At 68.0% G+C, this 19,783-nt stretch carries 17 protein-coding genes; 11 read left to right on the top strand and 6 right to left on the bottom strand.

Translation table 11 applies throughout. The features are described from left to right. Nucleotides 1-130: 130 nt before the first annotated feature. Nucleotides 131-1,618, top strand: a complete 1,488-nt coding sequence (locus AC1DZY_RS06275; protein ID WP_476819227.1) for an EAL domain-containing protein — start codon at nt 131-133, stop codon at nt 1,616-1,618. Nucleotides 1,619-1,694: 76 nt separating this feature from the next. Further along, nucleotides 1,695-2,564, top strand: a complete 870-nt coding sequence (locus AC1DZY_RS06270) for a TIGR01459 family HAD-type hydrolase (protein WP_476819226.1) — start codon at nt 1,695-1,697, stop codon at nt 2,562-2,564. Nucleotides 2,565-2,664: 100 nt separating this feature from the next. Here the strand turns inward: AC1DZY_RS06270 and AC1DZY_RS06265 are convergent, their stop codons facing one another. Further along, entirely contained in the window at nt 2,665-3,048 is a 384-nt protein-coding gene (locus tag AC1DZY_RS06265) for a response regulator (RefSeq protein ID WP_476819225.1), read from the bottom strand. Nucleotides 3,049-3,316: 268 nt separating this feature from the next. Here AC1DZY_RS06265 and AC1DZY_RS06260 point away from each other — a divergent pair, with 268 nt between their 5' ends. The 9 genes from AC1DZY_RS06260 (at nt 3,317) to mutL (ending at nt 15,507) form a co-directional block, all read left to right on the top strand. Continuing rightward, on the top strand, nt 3,317-3,760 hold the full coding sequence (locus AC1DZY_RS06260) for a MaoC family dehydratase (RefSeq protein ID WP_476819224.1): 444 nt from the start codon (nt 3,317-3,319) through the stop codon (nt 3,758-3,760). Nucleotides 3,761-3,844: 84 nt separating this feature from the next. After that, nucleotides 3,845-4,825: a bifunctional riboflavin kinase/FAD synthetase gene (locus tag AC1DZY_RS06255; protein WP_476819223.1), complete on the top strand. Its 981-nt coding sequence runs from the start codon at nt 3,845-3,847 to the stop codon at nt 4,823-4,825. A 210-nt stretch (nt 4,826-5,035) separates the two neighbouring features. Then, nucleotides 5,036-8,200 (top strand): isoleucine--tRNA ligase, encoded by a 3,165-nt coding sequence (gene ileS, locus AC1DZY_RS06250; protein ID WP_476819222.1) that lies wholly within the window; start codon nt 5,036-5,038, stop codon nt 8,198-8,200. Further along, the gene (gene lspA / locus AC1DZY_RS06245; protein ID WP_476819221.1) at nt 8,197-8,679 is read left to right on the top strand and encodes a signal peptidase II; all 483 of its coding nucleotides are present in this window, start codon (nt 8,197-8,199) and stop codon (nt 8,677-8,679) included. Before ileS ends, lspA begins: the two co-directional genes overlap by 4 nt. A 76-nt stretch (nt 8,680-8,755) precedes the next feature. Beyond that, nucleotides 8,756-9,424, top strand: coding sequence for a hypothetical protein (locus tag AC1DZY_RS06240; RefSeq protein ID WP_476819220.1), 669 nt, complete (start codon nt 8,756-8,758; stop codon nt 9,422-9,424). Between the two features lie 119 nt (nt 9,425-9,543). Beyond that, a complete protein-coding gene (locus AC1DZY_RS06235; RefSeq protein ID WP_476819219.1) occupies nt 9,544-10,836 on the top strand; it encodes a M16 family metallopeptidase in 1,293 nt (430 codons plus the stop codon). 61 nt (nt 10,837-10,897) lie between these two features. Then, nucleotides 10,898-12,193 carry a M16 family metallopeptidase gene (locus AC1DZY_RS06230; protein ID WP_476819218.1) on the top strand — a complete coding sequence of 432 codons (1,296 nt, stop codon included), beginning with the start codon at nt 10,898-10,900 and terminating at the stop codon, nt 12,191-12,193. Between the two features lie 46 nt (nt 12,194-12,239). Beyond that, nucleotides 12,240-13,562, top strand: a complete 1,323-nt coding sequence (locus AC1DZY_RS06225; protein ID WP_476819217.1) for a glucose-6-phosphate isomerase — start codon at nt 12,240-12,242, stop codon at nt 13,560-13,562. Between the two features lie 142 nt (nt 13,563-13,704). Then, the gene (mutL, locus tag AC1DZY_RS06220) at nt 13,705-15,507 is read left to right on the top strand and encodes a DNA mismatch repair endonuclease MutL (RefSeq protein ID WP_476819216.1); all 1,803 of its coding nucleotides are present in this window, start codon (nt 13,705-13,707) and stop codon (nt 15,505-15,507) included. A gap of 2 nt (nt 15,508-15,509) precedes the next feature. Here mutL and AC1DZY_RS06215 read toward each other — a convergent pair whose 3' ends face one another. From AC1DZY_RS06215 to AC1DZY_RS06195, 5 genes are all read right to left on the bottom strand, one after another. Continuing rightward, nucleotides 15,510-15,884 (bottom strand): DUF2019 domain-containing protein, encoded by a 375-nt coding sequence (locus AC1DZY_RS06215; protein ID WP_476819215.1) that lies wholly within the window; start codon nt 15,882-15,884, stop codon nt 15,510-15,512. Beyond that, complete coding sequence (locus AC1DZY_RS06210) at nt 15,881-16,069, bottom strand: hypothetical protein (RefSeq protein ID WP_476819214.1); 189 nt, start codon at nt 16,067-16,069, stop codon at nt 15,881-15,883. The genes AC1DZY_RS06215 and AC1DZY_RS06210 overlap by 4 nt, the downstream gene beginning before the upstream one ends. Before the next feature lie 60 nt (nt 16,070-16,129). Continuing rightward, complete coding sequence (locus AC1DZY_RS06205) at nt 16,130-16,531, bottom strand: hypothetical protein (RefSeq protein WP_476819213.1); 402 nt, start codon at nt 16,529-16,531, stop codon at nt 16,130-16,132. Between the two features lie 185 nt (nt 16,532-16,716). Beyond that, the gene (gene rsmD, locus AC1DZY_RS06200) at nt 16,717-17,277 is read right to left on the bottom strand and encodes a 16S rRNA (guanine(966)-N(2))-methyltransferase RsmD (protein WP_476819212.1); all 561 of its coding nucleotides are present in this window, start codon (nt 17,275-17,277) and stop codon (nt 16,717-16,719) included. A gap of 12 nt (nt 17,278-17,289) precedes the next feature. After that, a complete protein-coding gene (locus AC1DZY_RS06195) occupies nt 17,290-19,560 on the bottom strand; it encodes a pseudouridine synthase (RefSeq protein WP_476819211.1) in 2,271 nt (756 codons plus the stop codon). Nucleotides 19,561-19,783: the final 223 nt, after the last annotated feature.

Here is a 19,783-nt window from a genome sequence, read left to right as displayed (position 1 = left end):
CACCGCCTTTCTACAGTCTTTGCGACGCCCAGGCCGCCCGGCGCTCGCAACCGGGCCAGCGCGCGGGTACTCTTTGAAAATATTCCGTGATTCGCCTGCTCGTCCCGATCAACCCAGCGCGATCGTTGCCTTGGCCCCCATCCGTCTGAACGCCATTCACCCTCTCGCCGGCGCCGTCACCGGCCTGTCGGCCGGCGCGATCGTGACGTTGCTGCTGCCCGGTGCGCTCGGCAATGCCGCGGGGCTGTTGCTGACCGGGGCAGGGCTGATCGGCGCGGCAAAGCTCTATGAGCGCCGCGTGCTGGCGCAGAAGGAACAGGTTTTTGCTGCTCTGGGCGAGGTCAAGGTCCGGCTCGCCGCCAACGCCATCCGGCTCGACAACCTCTCCCATCGCGTCGAGCAGTTGCCGATGGGCGAGCGCGACGCAGCGCCCGCCAGGGCCGCGATCAATGAGCTGACGGCGGAGGTCGGCCTGCTCGGCGATCTCATTCATCAGGTCGCGACCACATTGGCTGACCATGACGAGCAACTGGCGATTGCGCAGTCGCGGCTTCCCGCGCCACCGCCGCCACAGCCCGCGCCGGTGGTCGTCATCGATCCCGAAGCCGCCCGCCGCGCCCGCGCCGATGCGCTGGCGGCCGAGCGTGCGGAAATCGCACTCGCAGCCGAGCGCCGTGCCGCCGACGAGCGCGCCGCGATCATCAGCACGGCCTTGTCGGCCGGCAAGGTCGAGGTTCATCTCCAGCCGATCGTGCAGTTGCCGCAGCGCCGCACGCGCGGCTACGAGGCTCTGGTCAGGCTGCGGCTGGACGAGAACACGCTGCTCCTGCCCGAGGATTTCCTCGCCATCGTCGAGGAGCGCGGGTTTGGCCCGACGCTCGACGCGCTGATGCTGACGCGGACGCTCGCCATCGCGCGCCATCTCGGCGCCAAGGATGGCGAGCTGTTCGTCTCCTGCAATTTCAGCGCGGCGACGTGGAACTCCTCGAAGGCGCTCGCGACTTTGGCGCGCATCCTCGACAAATACCGCGAGCACAACGGCAATCTCGTCGTCGAGATGCCGCAGCGCGTCTTCCGCGCGCTCGATCCGACGAGTCTGGGCCTGCTCGGGGCGATGTCGGCCAACGGCGTTCGCTTCGCGCTCGATCAGGTCGCCGATCTCCGGCTCGATCCCGCAGCGCTGTTTGATCGCGGCATCCGCTTTGTGAAAGCGCCGGCCGCGCTGCTGCAGCGGGAGATGGCGGGCGAGGGTTCGCTCGACATCGCCGCCGGCGATCTGGCGGCGATGATGGCGCGCGCCTCGGTGATGCTGATCGCCGACGAGATTTCTGATAATCCGACCGTTGCCGACATGATCGAACTCGGCGTCACCTATGCTCAAGGGACCGTCTTCTCGCCGCCGCGCCCGGTCAAGCCCGAGGTCTTCGCCGAGCCGGAAGCCGCGCCCGAAGCCGCGTCGCCGGCAACGCCCGCGCCGGCCGCCGTTGCAGCCCCGCCGCGCAGCGTCGCCGACGTTTTGGGCTATACCGCCCGCCCGCCAGCGCCGCCCGCAGCGCCGGCTGTGGACGAGGCCCGGCCCGAGCGCGTGCCGTTCCGCTCGGTGCTGCGCCGCGCCTGAGCGCGAGTCGGGCTATCCCTGTCATGTGCTCATGCGATAGAGCGGGCGCTCCAGATCCAGCGGAGTGATCCCAGTCTTGTCGCCATCACACAGCGCCACCACCCGGCCACTGACGGGCTTTTCCGGGATCGCGGCCGGGTTCGATCTCTGCCTTTGCGACATCTGGGGCGTCGTCCATAACGGCGTCGTGGCCCATCGCGATGCCGTCGATGCGCTCGTCGCGATGCGCAGGCAGGGCGTCACGGTGGTGCTGGTCACGAACGCGCCGAGGCCCAATCCCGAAATCGCGCGGCAGCTTGCAGGGCTTGGCGTGCCTGAGGATGCCTGGGACGCGATCGTCACCTCCGGCGATGTCTGCCGCGCTTTGATCGAGGCCCGCGCGGGCGAGCCGGTCTTCATGCTCGGGCCCGATCGCGACCTGCCGCTGATCGCCGGGCTCGACGTCATGCGGGTCGGCCCGGAGGCCGCGGGTTACGTGCTCTGCACCGGCCTGTTCAACGACGAGACGGAGACGGCCGCAAGCTATGCCGGCCTGCTCGGCGGTTTTGCGGCGCGCGGCCTGTCGCTGATCTGCGCCAATCCCGATCTGGTGGTCGATCGCGGCGGCCGCATGGTGCCCTGCGCCGGGGCGATCGCGCTCGCCTATGAGGAGATCGGCGGCAAGGCGGTCTATGCCGGCAAGCCGCATCGCCCGATCTACGAGATGGCGCTCGCGACGGCAGAGCACTTGCGTGGAGCCCTGATCGACCGCAATCGCATCTGCGCCATCGGCGACGCCATCCGCACCGACATCGCCGGCGCTTCAGCCTTCGGCGCGACGAGCATCATGGTGCTCGCGGGCATCCATGCGCAGGATCTGTACGAGGCCTCGTGGGAGGCGCGCCACGGCTGGTTCTCGGGCCAGAGCCACCGCCCCGACTACGCCCTGCCGCATCTGGTGTGGTGAAGACCGGCGACGGGCGCTTGCAACCTCAGCCCTCATCCTTCGAGACGCAGCCTTCGGCTGCTTCTCAGCGTGAGGGCTATTCATTTATGAAGCGATGGCCTCAGGCGGCGCAGACGGACTCGATCTTGGTCTTCAGCGTCTGGGCGTTGAACGGCTTGACGATGTAGTTGTTCACGCCGGCCTTCTTGGCGGCGATGACGTTTTCGGTCTTCGATTCGGCGGTGACGATGATGAACGGCGTCTCCGCGAGCGCAACCTCTTCGCGAACCCGGCGCAGCAACTCGAAGCCGGTCATCGGCTCCATGTTCCAGTCGGAGATGACGAGGCCGTATTTCTTGTCGCGCATCTTGGCGATCGCCGCCGAGCCGTCGGCCGCATCGTCGACGTTCTCGAAGCCGAGCTGCTTCAGCAGGTTGCGGATGATCCGCACCATCGTCTGGTAGTCGTCGACCACCAGGATCGGCATTGACGGGTCGAGAGCCATTGGCGTGCTCCAAGCATAACGTTCATGACGCGGGCCAGAACCCGCATCGCTCCGCCGTCCTGAAACGGCGGCCATAGGTCGATTGTCTTAAGCCCCCCGCGTTTCAAAGCCGTTAATCCGATCGTCAAGTGACGTAACGGCATAGGACCACGCCGCCCGTCACCAAAGTCCAATGGCCGGAACCAGCCGGCTGTGAGAGTGTTTCGCAAATGCGAGATGGACGCCGGGCATCGCCGATGCGCCGCGCGCGGCGAGGCGGACGAAAGCCATGAGCAGCACCCTCTATCAGGTCCATACCTTCGAGGATCTGTCGGTCGGCCAGAGCGAGAGCCTGATGCGCACGGTGATGGAGCGCGACGTCTCACTTTTCGCCGACCTCTCGGGCGACGCCAACCCGATCCATCTCTGCGACCGCTATGCCGCCAACACGAAATTCGGCCAGCGCATCGCCCATGGCATGCTGACGGCGAGCCTGGTCTCGGCGCTGCTCGGCACGCGCCTGCCCGGCCCCGGCGCGGTCTATCTTTCGCAGACCCTGACTTTTCTGGCGCCGGTCAAGATCGGTGACGTCGTCACCGCACGTGTCGAGGTGGTCGAACTCGTGCCCGAGCGCAGGCGGGCGCGGCTGTTCTGCGAATGCCTCGTCGATGGCAAGGCCGTGCTCGAGGGCGAAGCCTGGGTCGCGCTGCCGCCGCCGCGCCCGAAGGATTGAGACGGCGCGCTTGACGCATCCGCGCGCTTGAGGCCAAACACGGCTCCGGCTGGGACGTCCCGGCATCGGGATGCATTCTGATCCATGACGCCTCAAGACGACGTGGCCCAATACGACGCGCACTCGGCCTTCGTTCTCGATCTCGCCAAACCGGTTCCTGATGTGCTGCGCGGCGCGGTGCTGGCGCTCGGCAATTTCGACGGCGTCCATCGTGGCCATGGCGAACTCGCGCGCGTCGCCGTCGCGATGGCGGGAACCGGCGGCAAGGCCGCGGCGCTGACCTTCGAACCGCATCCGCGCAGCGTTTTCAGACCCGATCAGCCGGTCTTCCGCCTGACGCCCCCGGCGGTGAAGACCGAGCTGCTCGGCCGCGCAGGCTTGCCGCTGACCTTCGTTTTGCCGTTCGACCGCGAGATCGCCGCGATCGAGGCGGAAGCCTTCGTCGATGACCTGCTGCTCGGGCGGCTGGGAGCCGCCGGCCTCGTCTGCGGCTATGATTTCCATTTCGGCAGGGGCCGCGCCGGCTCGCCTGAAATGCTGCAGGCCAGGGCAGGGGCGGCCGGCATCCCCGTCGCGGTCGTAGCCCCCTATTCCTGGGCCGGCGAGCCGGTCTCCTCGACCCTGATCCGCACCGCGCTCGAAACCGGCGATGTCGCCCGCGCGGCAGAATTCCTCGGCCGGCCCTGGTTCGTGCGCGGTGTCATCGCCCATGGCGACAAGCGCGGCCGCGAACTCGGCTATCCCACCGCCAACATGCATTTGCCGCGCGATTGCAGGCTGCGTTACGGCATCTACGCGGTGCGGATGAAGATCGACGGCGTCTGGCATGACGGCGTGGCGAGCTTCGGCAGCCGTCCGACCTTCGATGACGGCGCGCCGCGGCTGGAAACCTTCGTGTTCGATTTTGCCGGTGATCTCTACGGCAAACGTGTCGATGTCGCGCTCGTCGCCTGGCTGCGGGGCGAGGCGAAGTTCGACAGTCTCGATGCGCTGATCGTCCAGATGGACGCCGACAGCACGAGCGCGCGCGACATCCTGGCGGAAACGCCGGCCTTCCTTCCTTAACCAGCGCCTGCTAGAAGCCGCTCATGCTTTCGATCCGCGCGACGCTGATAGACATGGTCCGGCGAATTACGGGCCCGGCTGCCGCCCTGCGCTGACGCGCGGGCGCTTGCGCAAGCCGGGGTGACGATCGCTTTTTTGACCCTTCACGATGGACTTCGCGCCGCGCCGTCACTGGATGGCCCGCTTGTCCGCATTGCCCGAGCCGGACCCATGACCGACAAGACTGCCGACAAGCCCGAAACCGTCGATTACTCGCAGACCCTGTTCCTGCCGCTGACGGAGTTCCCGATGCGCGCCGGCCTGCCGCAGCGCGAGCCGGAACTGCTCGCCCGCTGGGCGAAGATCGACCTCTACCGCAAGCTGCGCGAGGCGGCCGCGGGCCGCGACCGCTTCATCCTGCATGACGGCCCGCCCTACGCCAACGGCAACATCCATATCGGCCATGCGCTGAACAAGGTGCTGAAGGACCTCGTCACGCGCTCGCAGCAGATGCTCGGCCAGGATTCCAACTACGTGCCGGGCTGGGACTGCCATGGCCTGCCGATCGAGTGGAAGATCGAGGAGCAGTACCGCGCCAAAGGGCTGAACAAGGACGACGTTCCCGTCGTCGAGTTCCGCAAGGAGTGCCGCGCCTTCGCCGAGAAATGGGTCGATATCCAGCGCGAGGAGTTCAAGCGGCTCGGCGTCGAGGGCGACTGGGACGATCCCTATCTGACCATGGCCTATGGCGCGGAAGCCCAGATCGCCCGCGAGATCATGAAATTCGCCGAGAGCACGCAGCTCTATCGCGGCTCGAAGCCGGTGATGTGGTCGGTGGTCGAGAAGACCGCGCTGGCCGAGGCCGAGGTCGAGTACGAGGAGCATGTCAGCGACACGGTGTTTGTGGCGTTTCCGATCGATCCGAAATCGACATCGGGTACCGCTTTAGTTAGCGACTTTCGTCCGGGTTCGGCACCGCCGAATGTTATGGGCGACTTGCAGAAGGCCTCCATCGTTATCTGGACGACCACGCCTTGGACGATCCCGGGCAACCGCGCGATCTCCTTCTCCAATCGCATCGCTTACGGCCTCTACAAGGTCACGGCAGCGCCCGAGAATAACTGGGCAAAGTTCGGCGCGACTTATATCCTCGCCAAGAACCTAGCCGAGTCCGTCTTCAAGGCGGCCAAGGTCGAGGCGTTCGAGCTCGTCGCCGACGTGCCGGCCGATCAACTCGCCGGCCTGACCTGCGCCCACCCGCTGCGCGGCCACGGCTACGATTTCGACGTCCCCCTGCTGGATGGCGACCATGTCACCGACGAGGCCGGTACCGGCTTCGTCCACACCGCGCCCGGCCATGGCCGCGAGGATTTCGACATCTGGATGGCCAATGGCCGCCAGCTGCAGGCGCGCGGCATCGAGACCCACATCCCCTACACCGTCGACGCCGACGGTCGCTTCACCAGGGATGCGCCGGGCTTCGAAGGCGCGCAGGTCATCACCGACAAGGGCGAGAAAGGCAACGCCAACGAGGTCGTCATCAAGGCGCTCGCCGCCAGCGGCAACCTCGTCGCGCGCGGCCGGCTGAAGCACCAGTATCCCCATAGCTGGCGCTCGAAGAAGCCGGTGATCTTCCGCAACACGCCGCAATGGTTCATCGCGATGGACAAGGCGATCTCCCCTCTTCCTTCTCCCCTCGGGAGAGAAGGTGGCCCGGCGAAGCCGGGTCGGATGAGGGAAGACCGGGTGAGCGGGTCGTCAGACGTCCCTCATCCGTCTGCTGCGCAGCCACCTTCTCCCCCGAGGGGAGAAGGGGAGCTAGCTCCCGGTCATAATGCCGACACCCTGCGCAATCGCGCGCTTCGCGCCATCAAGGAAACCCAGTGGGTCCCCGCCGCCGGCGAGAACCGCATCAACGGCATGATCGTCAACCGCCCCGACTGGGTGGTCTCGCGCCAGCGCGCCTGGGGCGTGCCGATCACCGTCTTCGTCGAGAAGGAGACGGGCAAGCTCCTCGTCGACGCGAAGGTCAATGCCGCCATCGCCGGGGCCTTCGAGGCCGAGGGCGCCGACGCCTGGTTCACCGACACCGACGGCGCGCGCTTCCTCAAGCCCTTCGGCTATGACCCGTCTCTGTATGAGCGCGTCACCGACGTGCTCGACGTCTGGTTCGATTCAGGCTCGACCCACGCCTTCACGCTGGAAAAGCGGCCCGATCTGCGCGCGCGGCGGCGCGGCGAGGGCGGCAACGACCGGGTGATGTATCTCGAAGGCTCCGACCAGCATCGCGGCTGGTTCCATTCCAGCCTGCTCGAAAGCTGCGGCACGCGCGGCCGCGCGCCCTTCGACGTCGTGCTGACGCACGGCTTCTGCCTCGACGAGAAGGGCGAGAAGATGTCGAAGTCGAAGGGCAACGTCACCGCCCCGCAGGACATCATCAAGGATTCGGGCGCCGACATCCTGCGCCTGTGGGTCGCGGCGGCCGATTATTCCGACGATCTGCGCATCGGCAAGGAGATCCTCAAGACCTTCGTCGAGACCTATCGCAAGCTGCGCAACACCACCCGCTGGATGCTCGGCACGCTCGCCCATTTCAGCGAGGACATCCGCGTCGGCGAGCCGCAGACCATGCCGGAGCTGGAGCGGCTGATGCTGCACCGGCTGGCCGAGCTCGGGCCGCAGGTCGAGGAAGCCTATCGCACCTACGACTACAAGAAGGTCGTGAACCTGCTCTCGCAGTTCATGAACACCGAGCTTTCGGCCTTTTATTTCGACATCCGCAAGGACGCGCTCTATTGCGATCCTTTGTCGAGCCATGTCCGCAAAAGCGCGCTGACGGTGGTCGATCATCTCTTCCGCTGCCTTGCGACCTGGCTCGCGCCGATCCTCGTCTTCACCACCGAAGAGGCCTGGCTCGAGCGCTATCCGGATTTGAAGGCCAGCGAAGGCTCGGTCCATCTCGAACTGTTCGGACAGGCGCCCGACCATTGGCTCGATCCCGAACTGGCCGAGCGCTGGAGCAAGATCCGCCGCGTCCGCCGCGTCGTCACCGGCGCTCTGGAGCTGGAGCGCGCCGGAAAGCGCATCGGCTCCTCGCTGGAGGCCGCGCCGAAGGTGTTCATCGCCGATCCCGATCTGCGCGCCGCTCTGTCGGGGCTCGACCTCGCCGAGATCAGCATCACCTCCGGCATCGCGATCGTGGCGGGCGAGGGGCCAGCCGAGGCGTTCCGCCTCGCCGACGTGCCCGGCGTCGCCGTCGTCTGCGAGCGTGCGCCCGGCGTGAAATGCGCCAGGTCGTGGAAGTATTTCGATCCGGCGCGCGCCGATGCCGCCTATCCCGACGTGACGCCGCGCGACGCCAAGGCGCTGCGCGAACTGGGCCAGCGCGCGCGATGACGAAGCTGCGCCTGCTCGGCGTCATCGTGCTCGGGCTCGTCTTCCTGCTCGATCAGGCGAGCAAGCTCTGGCTGCTCTTCGGCATCGGGCTGGCCGAGAACGGCCCCTTCGCTGTTACGCCCTTCATGGACGTCGTCCTCGCCTGGAACAGGGGCATCTCCTACGGCCTGTTCCAGCAATACAGCGATCTCGGGCGCTGGGGTCTGGTGGTGATTTCCTTCGTCGCCGCGATCTGGCTCGGGCGCTGGATGTGGCGCGAAAGCCGGACTCTCAGCGTCGTCAGTCTCGCGCTGATCATCGGGGGCGCGCTCGGCAACGGCGTCGATCGCGCGGTTTATGGTGCGGTCGTCGACTTCGTCCACCTGCATTGGGGCAGCTTCAGCTGGTACATCTTCAACATCGCCGATGCGGCTATCGTTGTCGGCGTGGCCGCTCTGCTGTATGAGTCCTTTCGCTCCAGCCCGGACAAGGCGGCTTGATTGGCGTTCTGCCATCGTTTTGCCGCTGGTCTGGTGTTGAGACAGGGACGCTGGAATTCCCGAGGGAGGTTTTGAGATGGCCAATCGCATCCGCGTGACGCATTGCCTGTTCGCTGGCGGCCTGCTGCTTGCGGCGGTCCCCGCTTCGGCGCAGGAGGGCGTGCTGTTCAAGAACCTGATCGAGGGTGTCATCGGCGGCAAGAGCAACAACGACATCGAGTATCGCCAGCGTCCGCCGCTGGTCGTGCCGCCGGGCTCGACGCTGCCGCGGCCGCAGGAGCCGGCGAGCACCCGCAACGCCTCCTGGCCCAACGATCCCGATGTCGCCAGACGTCGCGCCGAGGACGCGCGCGCGCTCGTCCCCGCGACCGAACGCGAGAAGTACAAGGACAACCAGCGCCCGCTGCTCAGCCAGGAAGAGCTCCAGCGCGGTCGCGTCTCCGGTCGCGATGGCGGCCGCTACCTGCCGATCCAGCAATCGAAGACCTTCGACGAGAATATTGGGCCGATTCGCACCGGCCGCGACATCGCGGGCCAGCGCAATGCCGACGATCTCGCCAGCCTGACCTATGGCAGCGAACCGGACCGGAAATATCTCTACGAGCCGCCGGTCGGCTACCGTCGTCCCGCCGGCACGGCTCCCGTCGGCCCCGGCCGCAATGCGCCGCGCGAGGACACCCAGGCGCTGGGGCAGAAGGAGTTCGCGCAGGGCCTGCCGGCGCCGACCCTGCCGCCGGTGAACTGAGCGGGCGAACCGGGCGGGGGAACCGGGCAGGCGAACCGGGACTGCGTCTCGCATCTGGCTCTATCGGGGGTTGCCGCCTATATGGGTTTGATGACCCGCCGCCAACCCATGGGCCCGCGATGACGATCCATATGCCGCCGACCCGCCTGACCTCGCCCGTCGAGTCGTTCCAGCTCGGCAACGGCATGGATGTCGTGGTCGTGCCCGACCATCGCGCTCCGGTCGTGACCCACATGGTCTGGTATCGCAACGGCTCGGCCGATGATCCGGCCGGCAAGTCGGGCATCGCCCATTTCCTCGAACATCTGATGTTCAAGGGCACGGCGAAATGGCCCGCCGGCGAGTTCTCCAAGATCGTCGCCGGCTTCGGCGGCCAGGAGAACGCCTTCACCTCCTTCGACTACACCGCCTATTTCCAGCGCGTGCCGAGGCAGCACCTGCGCGCGATGATGGATTACGAGGCCGACCGGATGACCGGTCTCGCTTTTGAGGAGAGCGTCGTCGGCCCCGAGCGCGATGTCGTACTGGAAGAGCGCAAGATGCGCGTCGATTCCGATCCGGCGTCCCAACTCGGCGAGGAATTCTCCTCGGCGATGTTCGTGCATCACCCCTATGGCACGCCGATCATCGGCTGGGAGCACGAGATCGTCGAACTGAACCGCGACGATGCCTTCGCCTATTACCAGCGCTTCTACACCCCTGAGAATGCGATCCTCGTCGTCGCCGGCGACACCGACGCCACCGAAGTCCGTGCGCTCGCCGAGGCGACCTACGGCGTCATTCCGCCGCGCGGCGAAAAACCCCTGCGCAAGCGTCCTTCCGAACCCGATCCGCGCGCGTCGCGCCGCGTCTCGCTCAGCGATCCGCGCGTACACCAGCCCTCGCTGCGGCGCGGCTGGCTGACGCCGACCTATCTCAGCGGCGACCGCACCGAGGTCTTCGCGCTGGAGATCGTGGCCGAGGTGCTCGGCGGCGGCACGACCTCGCGGCTCTATCGCAGTCTCTGCGTCGAGCAGGAACTCGCAGCCGGCGCCAGTGCCTACTTCATGGGTTCGATGGTCGATCGCTCGGTCTTCCAGGTCTCGACCAGCCCGCGCCCCGGCGTCGACATGGCGACGCTCGAAGCCGGGCTCGACGCCGCGTTGGCGACGTTCCTGGCCGATGGGCCAACCGAGGTCGAGATGGCGCGCGCCCGCACCCGCCTTGTCGCCGAGACGATCTTTTCGCGCGACAGCCAGTCCTCGCTCGCGCGCATCTTCGGTGCGTCGCTGGCCGTCGGCGAGACGGTCGAGGACGTGCTTGCCTGGCCCGAGCGGATCGAGGCGGTGCCGCGCGAGGCGGTGGTCGAGGCGGCGCGTCGTTATCTCCGGCCAGACCGCGGCGTCACCGGCCTGCTGCTGCCGGCCGCCTGATCCGAGCCTCGCCCCTCTAGCAACCGCGCGGGGCCTCGATGCCCTGCCGACAGGAAGCGACATGAACGCGCCAATCTCTCCCGCCGTCTCCACTCTGGCCGGCCCTTCCGTCACCGTGCAGAAGGTCCGCTCGGCCGCCGGCGTCGAAGCCTGGCTGGTCGAGGAGCACAGCCTGCCGCTGATCGCGCTCGATTTCGCCTTCGACGGTGGTAGCTCGCGCGATCCGCGGAACATGGCCGGCAGCGCCTATCTGATCTCGGGCCTGCTCGACGAGGGCGCGGGCGATCTCGACGCCGAGGCCTTCCAGGGCAAGATGGCCGACCACGCCATCAGCCTGGGTTTCGATGCGCGGCGCGACGATTTCCATGGCCAGATCCAGACGCTCTCGCGCCATCGCGACGTCGCCTTCGAATTGCTGGCGCTCGCCGTGAACGCGCCGCGTTTCGATATCGACGCGGTCGAACGCGTGAAATCGCAGATCGTGGCGGGCCTGCAGCGCCAGGCGCAGAACCCCGAGACGCTCTGCCGCAATGCGCTCTATGCGGCGGCCTTCCCCGGCCACCCCTATGGCCGCCCCGAAAAGGGCGATATCGACAGCGTCTCGAAGCTCGAAGCCGGCGGCCTGAAAGCGCTGACGCACGATCTGCTCAGCCGCGGCGGTCTCAAGGTCGTGGTTGTCGGCGACATCACGGCCGACGAACTGGCGCAGCGGCTCGACCAGATCTTCGGCGCTTTGCCGGTCGGTGCGGCGCGCGCGCTGCCGAGCGAGGCCCTGCCGATCCATGGGCTCGGCCAGACCCATGTCATCGATCTCGACGTGCCCCAGACCGTGCTGCGTTTCGTCGGGCCGGGCCTGATGCGGCACGATCCCGATTTCGTCACGGGGAGCGTGCTGAACCATATCCTCGGCGGCTCCGCCTTCACCTCGCGGCTGTTCATGGAAGTCCGCGAGAAGCGCGGCCTCGCCTATGGCGTCTCGTCGAGCCTGCTGCCTCTGCGCGAAGGCGCCATGCTCGTCGGCGGCACCTCGACCCGCAACGATCGCGTCGCGGAATCGCTGGCGGTCATCCGCGAGGAGATGCAGAAGCTCGCGGTTGAGGGCCCCACCGAGCATGAGGTCGAGGAAGCCAAGCGCTACATCATCGGTTCCTATCCGCTGCGTTTCGACACCTCGCCCAAGATCGCCGGCGAATTGCTCAGCCTCGCGGTCAACGGCTTCGAGCCGGAATTCCTCGCCGAGCGCAACCGCCACTTCGCCGAGGTCACGCTCGCCGACGTCAAGCGGGTCGCGGAACGCCTGTTTGGCGATCCGCGTTTGCTGGTGCAGGCGGTCGGCCGGCCGGTCGGACTCGTCTGAACCCCTTCGTTCTTTTCCTGAAGTCCAGCGACGGAATCCAGTGTCCATGCTCAAGCAAAGCTTCGATCTCGCGCTCGAATCCGGCGTCGGCAAGGGCGGCATTCCCGATGCGGCGTTCGAGCAGGCGCTGGCCGATCTCGGCCCCGCGCTGGCGCGGCTGCAGGGCCAGGCGAAGGACGGTTCTTTGCCGTTGCTGGCGCTGCCGTCGGACACCGCCGATCTCGGCCCCGTCCACGCCGCCGCAAAGCGTCTCAAGGACGGCGCGACCGATATCCTCGTGCTCGGCACCGGCGGCTCCAGCCTCGGCGGCCAGACGCTGGCGCAGCTGACGGGCTACGGCACGGCCGGTCTCTCGCAATTCCTGCCCGCGCCGCGCGTGCATTTCATCGATAATCTCGACCCCGCGACCTATTCCGAGCTGCTGTCGAAGCTGCCGTTCAAGACCACGAAGTTCGTCGCCATTTCGAAATCGGGCGGCACCGGCGAAACCCTGCTGCAATCGATCGCCGCGATCGACGCCATGCGGGCGGCGGGGCTGAGCGACGCCGAAATCGGCGCGCGTTTCCAGGGCCTCTCCGAGCCGGCCAGGCCGGGCAAGCTGCATCCGCTGCGGGCGCTGCTCGAGCCCTTTGGTGCGCCGTTCCTCGAACACCATACCGATGTCGGCGGACGCTATTCCGTGCTGACCAATTGCGGCCTGCTGCCGGCAGCCGCGCTCGGCCTGAACATCGAGGCGCTGCGTGCCGGCGCGGCCAGGGCGGTCGCCCCCGTTCTCGCGGGCAAAAGCGTGCGCGAGACGCCGGCGGCCGTGGGCGCGGCGCTCCATCTCGCCGCGATGCGTTCGGGCAAGAACATCGCCGTGCTGATGCCCTATGCCGACAAGTTCGCGCTGCTGACGCGCTGGTGGATGCAGCTTTGGGCCGAGAGCCTCGGCAAGGACGGGCAGGGCACGCAGCCCGTGGGCGCGCTCGGGCCCGTCGACCAGCACTCGCAGCAACAGCTCTATCTCGCCGGACCGAAGGACCGCTTCTTCACGGTCATCACCGTGGGCGCCAAGGGCAAGGGGCCGAAGATCGACGCCGGCCTCGCGGCCAAGATCGGCCAGGACGATTTCGCCGGCAAGACGATCGGCGATCTCGTCGCCGCGCAGGGCATCGCGATGATCGACACCTTCGCCAAAAACGGCTGCTCGGTCCGCCGCTTCCATGTCGAGACCATCGACGAGACGGTGCATGGCGAGATGCTGATGCATTTCATGCTGGAGACGATCCTGACCGGCTATGCGATGGGTGTGGACCCGTTCGACCAGCCGGCGGTGGAGGAAGCGAAACTCCTCGCCAAGCGCTATCTTGCCGAAGGGCGCAGCTGAGTCGCTCCACGCGAGCCCTCATCCTGAGGAGCAAGCCGAAGGCTTGCGTCTCGAAGGATGCTCCAGGAGGCTCCCGAGACCACTGGACCATCCTTCGAGACGCCGCAGCGCGGCTCCTCAGGATGAGGGCTGAGGGAGAAGCATGACCGTCCGCCGCCTCGATCCTGTCCTCGTCGACCGCATCGCCGCCGGCGAGGTGATCGAGCGGCCGGCCGCCGCCGTGAAGGAGCTGGTCGAGAACGCGATCGACGCCGGGGCGCGCGCGATTGCCGTCACCGTCACGGCCGGCGGCCGGGAGCTGATCCGCGTCGTCGATGACGGCGCCGGCATGACGCCCGAGGATCTTGCGCTCGCGGTCGAGCGGCACGCGACCTCGAAACTCCCCGATGGCGATCTTTTCGCGATCAATTCGCTCGGTTTTCGCGGCGAGGCGCTGCCCTCGATCGGCTCGGTGGCGCGGCTCTCGATCGCGACGCGCCGCCACGATGCGAGCCAGGGCGTCGGCCTCGTCGTCGAAGCCGGCGAGAAGGGCGTCGTTCGCCCGATGGCCGCAGCTCCGGGCACGCGCATCGAGGTCGTCGACCTCTTCGCCTTTACGCCCGCCCGCCTGAAATTCCTGAAAAGCGACCGCGCCGAGGCGCAGGCCGTCTCCGAGATGCTGCGGCGGCTCGCCATCGCCCATCCCGCGATCCGCTTCTCGCTGGAGGGCGAGCATGTCACCGGCTTCGACTGGCCGGCGGAGGCTATCGGCGAGGACGGGCAACTGCGCCGGCTCGCCCGTGCTCTGGGCCGCGACTTCCCGGAGAACGCCTTGCGACTGGAGGCGGCCCGCGAAGGCTTCCGCGTCTCGGGCTTCGCCGGGCTGCCGACCTTTCATCGCGGCACCTCGGCTGGCGTGCATCTGGCGGTCAATGGCCGGCCGGTGCGCGACAAGCTTTTGCTCTCGGCCGTGCGCGGCGCCTATGCCGATGTCGTGCCCTCGGACCGCCACCCCGTTCTCTTCCTCGATGTCGCCTGCGATCCCCGCCTCGTCGATGTCAACGTCCATCCCGCCAAGAGCGAGGTGCGCTTCCGCGACCCGCAGCTGGTGCGCGGCCTCGTCGTCTCCAGCCTGAAGGCGGCGCTGGCGCAGGCCGGCCACCGCGCCACCACGACCGGCGGCGCGCGGACGCTGGAGGCCTTCAGGGCGGTGTTTTCCGGCGGATCGTCGCAGGCTCCGATCTGTCCGCAGCTCGAGGCTGCCCCAGTCTGGCCGCGCCATGAGGCGGGCCTTTCCGAGAACACGCAAACCGGCTTTTCAGGCTTCGCCGCGCCCTCCGCCGATGCGCGCGCCCACGTCGCCGAACCCAATGCCGACGCGCTCGACCGGCCGCTCGGCGCGGCCCGCGCGCAACTGCACGAAACCTATATCGTCGCGCAGACGCGGGCCGGCATCGTCATCGTCGACCAGCACGCCGCCCATGAGCGGCTGGTCTATGAGCGCCTCAAGGCCGAGCGCGCCGTGGCGGGCATCGCGCGCCAGCCCCTGCTGCTGCCGGAGGTGGTGGAACTCGATCCCGTTGACGCCGACCGGCTGGTCGCGGCGGCGGGTGAACTCGACCAGCTCGGCCTCGTCATCGAGCCCTTCGGCCCCGGCGCCGTGCTGGTGCGGGAAGCGCCGAGCCAGCTTGCCGGCGGCAATCTCCAGCGGCTGGTGCGCGATGTCGCCGACGCGCTTGCCGAACACGGCACGACCGGCTCGCTCGAACGCCGGCTCGACCATGTGCTGGCGACGATGGCCTGCCACAACTCCGTCCGCGCCGGTCGTCGGCTGCGCCCCGAGGAAATGGATGCGCTCCTGCGCGAGATGGAAGTCACGCCCAATTCCGGCCAGTGCAACCACGGCCGGCCGACCTATGTCGAGCTGAAGCTGTCGGATATCGAGAGGCTGTTCGGGAGAAGGTGAGGCTATTGCGGCCGATAGAAGCCGGTATCGATGTTGTGGAGCGTGATGCCGGCGTCCATGGCTTGTGGCTGCCACTGGCCGTCGACGATATCCTGCAGTTCGCGTCGAGCGGCGAGGTAATCCACAGCGAGATTGGCCCGGGCCGCCGACAGCCGGACCTGCATGTTGGGGTGGCCGAAAAGACTTATGAGCAGGCGTCGCTGATCGCCTGCGCGCGACTTGAGCTCCATCTCAAGCGCGTGCACGCGCCAGATCAGGCGGTTCACGCGAGCATTTTCGTCGCGCTCCATCGCGTCGTACTGCTCGATGCAGAGCTGCTCGAAGCGGTGCACGATGTCGGCGTTCGGCAGTGAGTTCAGGCTTTCTCCGCGTTTCATTTGAGGACGCCCACTTCGCGCATCGCCAAGTGCCCGATGCGGACATGCTCGGACCAATCCCGGCCGCGAAGATATGAGCGCGGCGATTGCATGCCAAAATCGGGATTGGGTCGCGTGTACCAGCTGGTGATCTCATAATGCCGGTATTTCGGCACGCTGACCACATTGTCGACGCTCTCGATCATGGAACTTGGAAAGCTCTCACGCGTCTGAGCGCCCTGTTCGACGATATGGTGGTCTTCATATCACAGCTGTCGCTTGCCGGCATTCTGCTGGAGTTCGGCGAGCGTCTTGGGAGAGTCCTGATATGAGCGGATCGAAGGCCATTCGGAGTAAAGCCAGTGGCCTGCTTCGATCGCCATGAAGGCCGCGCCGATCGGGCCCGCTCGTCTCAATGTGTGGCGCGCGATCTCTTTGGCCAGCGCCTTGGCGGCCTGGGTTTTCGAGATCTTGTCCTTGGGCGGTTCCGGCGGATCGAGCGATGGCCCGCCATTATCGCCTATGCCCGGCTGCCGGCCCTGGGCATAACCCTCGACATAGATCCATTGGCCGCTGCCCGGCCCGCTTCCTCCCGGAGTTCGCGGCTGGTCCTCCCTGAACCCGGCCTTTTCGACGAGCCTCTCCAGTCGCGCCAGGGCTCGCATCATGCGCTCGCCGGCGAGATGGCTGGCGAGCCTGCTTTGGCGCAGCCGAGTGGCTTGAGCGTGCTGCTGAATCGATGAAAAAGGAAGCATCCGTGCATTCAATCTCCGTGACGGACACGGATCATGAGCGCGAAAGGCAGGGCTGGGGACAAATTGGCCGCGAGGTCTCGCTCAAACGCCGATGCGGCTCACCTTGCCCTTGCCATTACAACCTGCGTCTCGCCATACTCCCGCCGCTCCAGTACCTCGAACCCTTCCGGCAGCGCGACTTCGACGCCGGCCGCCTCCTCCAGCACGATCAGCGCTTGCGGCTCCAGCCAGCCGCCGTCGCGCGCGGAGATCAGCGCCTTCTCGCCCAGTCCCTTGGCGTAGGGCGGGTCACAGAAGACGAGGCCGAAGGGCGGCATCGGCCCGATGTCGCCGAGCTTGGTCGCATCGCGCCGGAAGACGCGGCTGTGGCCGGCGACGCCGAGCGTCGTCTGGTTCTCGCGGATGAGCCCGCGCGCCTCCGCGCCGTCATCGACCAGAAGCGCGAACGCAGCCCCGCGCGACAAAGCCTCGAACGCCATTGCCCCGGTGCCGGCGAAGAGATCGAGCACGCGTGCGCCCTCGGCCACGTCGTCATAGGCATGCGCGAGCACGTTGAAGAGCGATTCGCGCAGGCGATCCGAGGTCGGGCGGATCGTCCCGATTCCAGGCTTCGGCCCGGCCAAAGGCCGTCCGCGCAAGCGCCCTCCGACGATCCGCATCGCCTCCTAGCCTCAGTCGCGCTTGCCGCGAGCGCCGCCGCCGGAGCGCGGACCCTTGCCGCCGCCACCCGGACGCCCGCCGCCGCCGGGCTTGCCGCCGAAGGGGCGTCCGCCGGACGGTTTCCCCCCGAAAGACTTGCCTGCGGAAGACTTGCCTGCGGAAGGCTTGCCTGCGGAAGACTTGCCCGCGAAGGGCTTGCCGCCACGCTCGCCGCTGCGGCCCGCCGGCCGCTCGCTCGAGCGCGCGGCGTAGCTTTTTGCAGCCCCGCCGGGCTTGTCGCCAAAGCTGCGGCCGCGCGGCTTCTCGTCGCCGCTGCGTTCGCTGAAGCGGCGCGCGGGCCGCTCCGCGCCATCGCGGGGCGCGCGCTCGGGACGATCGGTGCGGGGGGCTGCGTCCTGCCAGGGCCTGTTGTCCGCGCGGTCGCGGCCTTCGGATTCCTGGCGTGGACGGCGGGCGGGTCTTTCGCCTCCGCCCGTCCGCTCGCCACGTTCCGGCATGCGCTGGGCGCGGGCGGCCGCGTCGCCGCGTTCGCTGCGCGGCAGGCGGTCGGGCCTGCGCTTGGGGTTGACGCCGTCCTTTCGGGGCCGCTCCTCCTCGCGGGCGGGCGCGCTGACGCGCTCGACCAGCACGCGCCGGCCGCTGGGATCGGCGATCGCCTTGTCGCGGACGCGCCTGACCTCTCCCGAGGCCTCGCGCGTCTGGCGCTCCTCCCTCGGATCGGCGCCGCGACGGGGCGGGGCCTTGCGCTCGCGCTGCGGCTGCGCTTCCGCATCGCGCCAGACAGTGCGCTTCCAGGGCTTGTCGCTGCGATCGTCGAGCGAGGGCGTGCGCACGGCGTCGCTCTGCCAGCGCTCGCGCTCCGGCTTGCCTTCGCGGTCGCCGGTCTCGCGCCGGCGCGGCCGGTCGTCGCCACTTGGCGCGCGTTTGGGCTGGGGCGGGGGGGCGGCCGGCATCTCGTCGCGGCGCGGGGCTTCCAGATCGACGCCGGCTTTCGCGATCAGATCTTCGCCGAGCTGGTCCTTCAGCACGCGCGAGCGCACCTCGTCGGCCTCGCCCTCGGGCAGGTCGCCGAGCTGGAACGGGCCAAACGAGACCCGGATCAGCCGGTTCACGTCGAGCCCGAGATGCTCCAGCACCGTCTTGACCTCGCGGTTCTTGCCCTCGCGCAGATCGACCGTGAGCCAGGTGTTGGAGCCCTGCTGACGCTCGAAGCGCGCCACGATCGGGCCATAGGAGACACCCTCGATGGTGACGCCGTCGCGCAGGGTGTCGAGCCGGTCCTGCGTCACCGAGCCGAAGGCGCGGACGCGGTAGCGCCTGAGCCAGCCGGTCTCCGGCAGTTCGAGCATGCGCGCCAGACCGCCATCATTGGTCAGCAAAAGCAGGCCTTCGGTGTTGATGTCGAGCCGGCCGATCGAGAGCACGCGCGGCAGATCTTCCGGCAGCGCGTCGAACACGGTCGCGCGCCCTTCCGGGTCGTGGTTGGTCGTCACGAGGCCGCGCGGCTTGTGGTAGAGCCACATCCGCGTGCGCTCGCGCGCCGGCAAGGGCTCGCCATCGACCAGCACGATATCGTCGGGGCCGATATCGAGCGCCGGGCTTTCCAGCACCTTGCCGTTCACGCTGACGCGGCCCTCGACGATCATCGCCTCGCTGTCGCGGCGCGAGGCGACGCCGGCCCGCGCCATCACCTTGGCGATGCGCTCGGGCTCCCGGCTCAGCTGCGAGGCCAGCAGCTTCGGCCCGGCGGCCGTCTCCTCGGGCTTGGGCCGCTCGAAGCGCCTGGCCCCGTCGCGGGGCGGGCGGCTCGAGCTGCGCTCGCCGTCGGGCCGGGCCCGGAACGGCCGCTCGCCGCCCTCGCGCGGTGGACGGCTGGAACTGCGTTCGCCGTCGGGCCTCGCACGGAACGGCCGCTCGCCGCCCTCGCGCGGTGGACGGCTGGAACTGCGTTCGCCATCGGGCCTTGCACGGAACGGCCTGTCGCCCCCCGCGCGTGGCGGCCTCGGCGCGCCGTCGCGCTGGCCTGCCGGCTTGTCGAAACGGCGCGGCGGACGCTCGCCGCCTTCGGACGGACCACGGCTGGGACGCTCGCCGCCCTCGGTGCGGCTGCGGAACGGCTTGCGCTCGCCCGACGCCGCGCCAGAACGCGGAGGCCCGCGACGCTCGCCATCGCGCCCGAAGCCGCCGCCATCCTTGCCGCCGCCATCCTTGCCGCCGCCACGGCCGCCTGCGCCGCCGCCCTTGCGCGGGCCACGGCTTTTCTGGTTGTTATCGTCGCTCATGATCGCTCCGGAGCATGGTCCGCGGGAAGGATAGGCGCTTCCGCGAAGGGCCGATGCTGAAATATCGGGTGTCGTTGCGTATTCTGCGCCGGCGGATGTCCGCCGAACGGAACGCTGACTGATAAGCGGCGCTTGTAGCAGAGCCACATCCGGCTCGCGAGCGCTAAAGCCAGGGATTTTGAGGGTGCTGGCAAAGGGCAAAACCGTGGACGCCAAGGGTTGC

Source organism: Allobosea sp. P2_A10, assembly GCF_056405115.1.
Note: the sequence above shows the minus strand (reverse complement) of the source record. Positions and strands in the feature narration are given on the sequence as shown.

What these genes read in the sequence shown, in the direction of transcription:
- ileS (WP_476819222.1), top strand. Translation starts at nt 5,036, where the DNA reads ATGACCGACAAGACTGCCGACAAGCCCGAAACCGTCGATTACTCGCAG.
- AC1DZY_RS06255 (WP_476819223.1), top strand. Translation starts at nt 3,845, where the DNA reads ATGACGCCTCAAGACGACGTGGCCCAATACGACGCGCACTCGGCCTTC.
- lspA (WP_476819221.1), top strand. Translation starts at nt 8,197, where the DNA reads ATGACGAAGCTGCGCCTGCTCGGCGTCATCGTGCTCGGGCTCGTCTTC.
- AC1DZY_RS06210 (WP_476819214.1), bottom strand. Translation starts at nt 16,069, where the DNA reads ATGATCGAGAGCGTCGACAATGTGGTCAGCGTGCCGAAATACCGGCAT.
- mutL (WP_476819216.1), top strand. Translation starts at nt 13,705, where the DNA reads ATGACCGTCCGCCGCCTCGATCCTGTCCTCGTCGACCGCATCGCCGCC.
- AC1DZY_RS06240 (WP_476819220.1), top strand. Translation starts at nt 8,756, where the DNA reads ATGGCCAATCGCATCCGCGTGACGCATTGCCTGTTCGCTGGCGGCCTG.
- rsmD (WP_476819212.1), bottom strand. Translation starts at nt 17,277, where the DNA reads ATGCGGATCGTCGGAGGGCGCTTGCGCGGACGGCCTTTGGCCGGGCCG.
- AC1DZY_RS06235 (WP_476819219.1), top strand. Translation starts at nt 9,544, where the DNA reads ATGACGATCCATATGCCGCCGACCCGCCTGACCTCGCCCGTCGAGTCG.
- AC1DZY_RS06215 (WP_476819215.1), bottom strand. Translation starts at nt 15,884, where the DNA reads ATGAAACGCGGAGAAAGCCTGAACTCACTGCCGAACGCCGACATCGTG.
- AC1DZY_RS06230 (WP_476819218.1), top strand. Translation starts at nt 10,898, where the DNA reads ATGAACGCGCCAATCTCTCCCGCCGTCTCCACTCTGGCCGGCCCTTCC.
- AC1DZY_RS06195 (WP_476819211.1), bottom strand. Translation starts at nt 19,560, where the DNA reads ATGAGCGACGATAACAACCAGAAAAGCCGTGGCCCGCGCAAGGGCGGC.
- AC1DZY_RS06260 (WP_476819224.1), top strand. Translation starts at nt 3,317, where the DNA reads ATGAGCAGCACCCTCTATCAGGTCCATACCTTCGAGGATCTGTCGGTC.
- AC1DZY_RS06265 (WP_476819225.1), bottom strand. Translation starts at nt 3,048, where the DNA reads ATGGCTCTCGACCCGTCAATGCCGATCCTGGTGGTCGACGACTACCAG.
- AC1DZY_RS06205 (WP_476819213.1), bottom strand. Translation starts at nt 16,531, where the DNA reads ATGATGCGAGCCCTGGCGCGACTGGAGAGGCTCGTCGAAAAGGCCGGG.
- AC1DZY_RS06225 (WP_476819217.1), top strand. Translation starts at nt 12,240, where the DNA reads ATGCTCAAGCAAAGCTTCGATCTCGCGCTCGAATCCGGCGTCGGCAAG.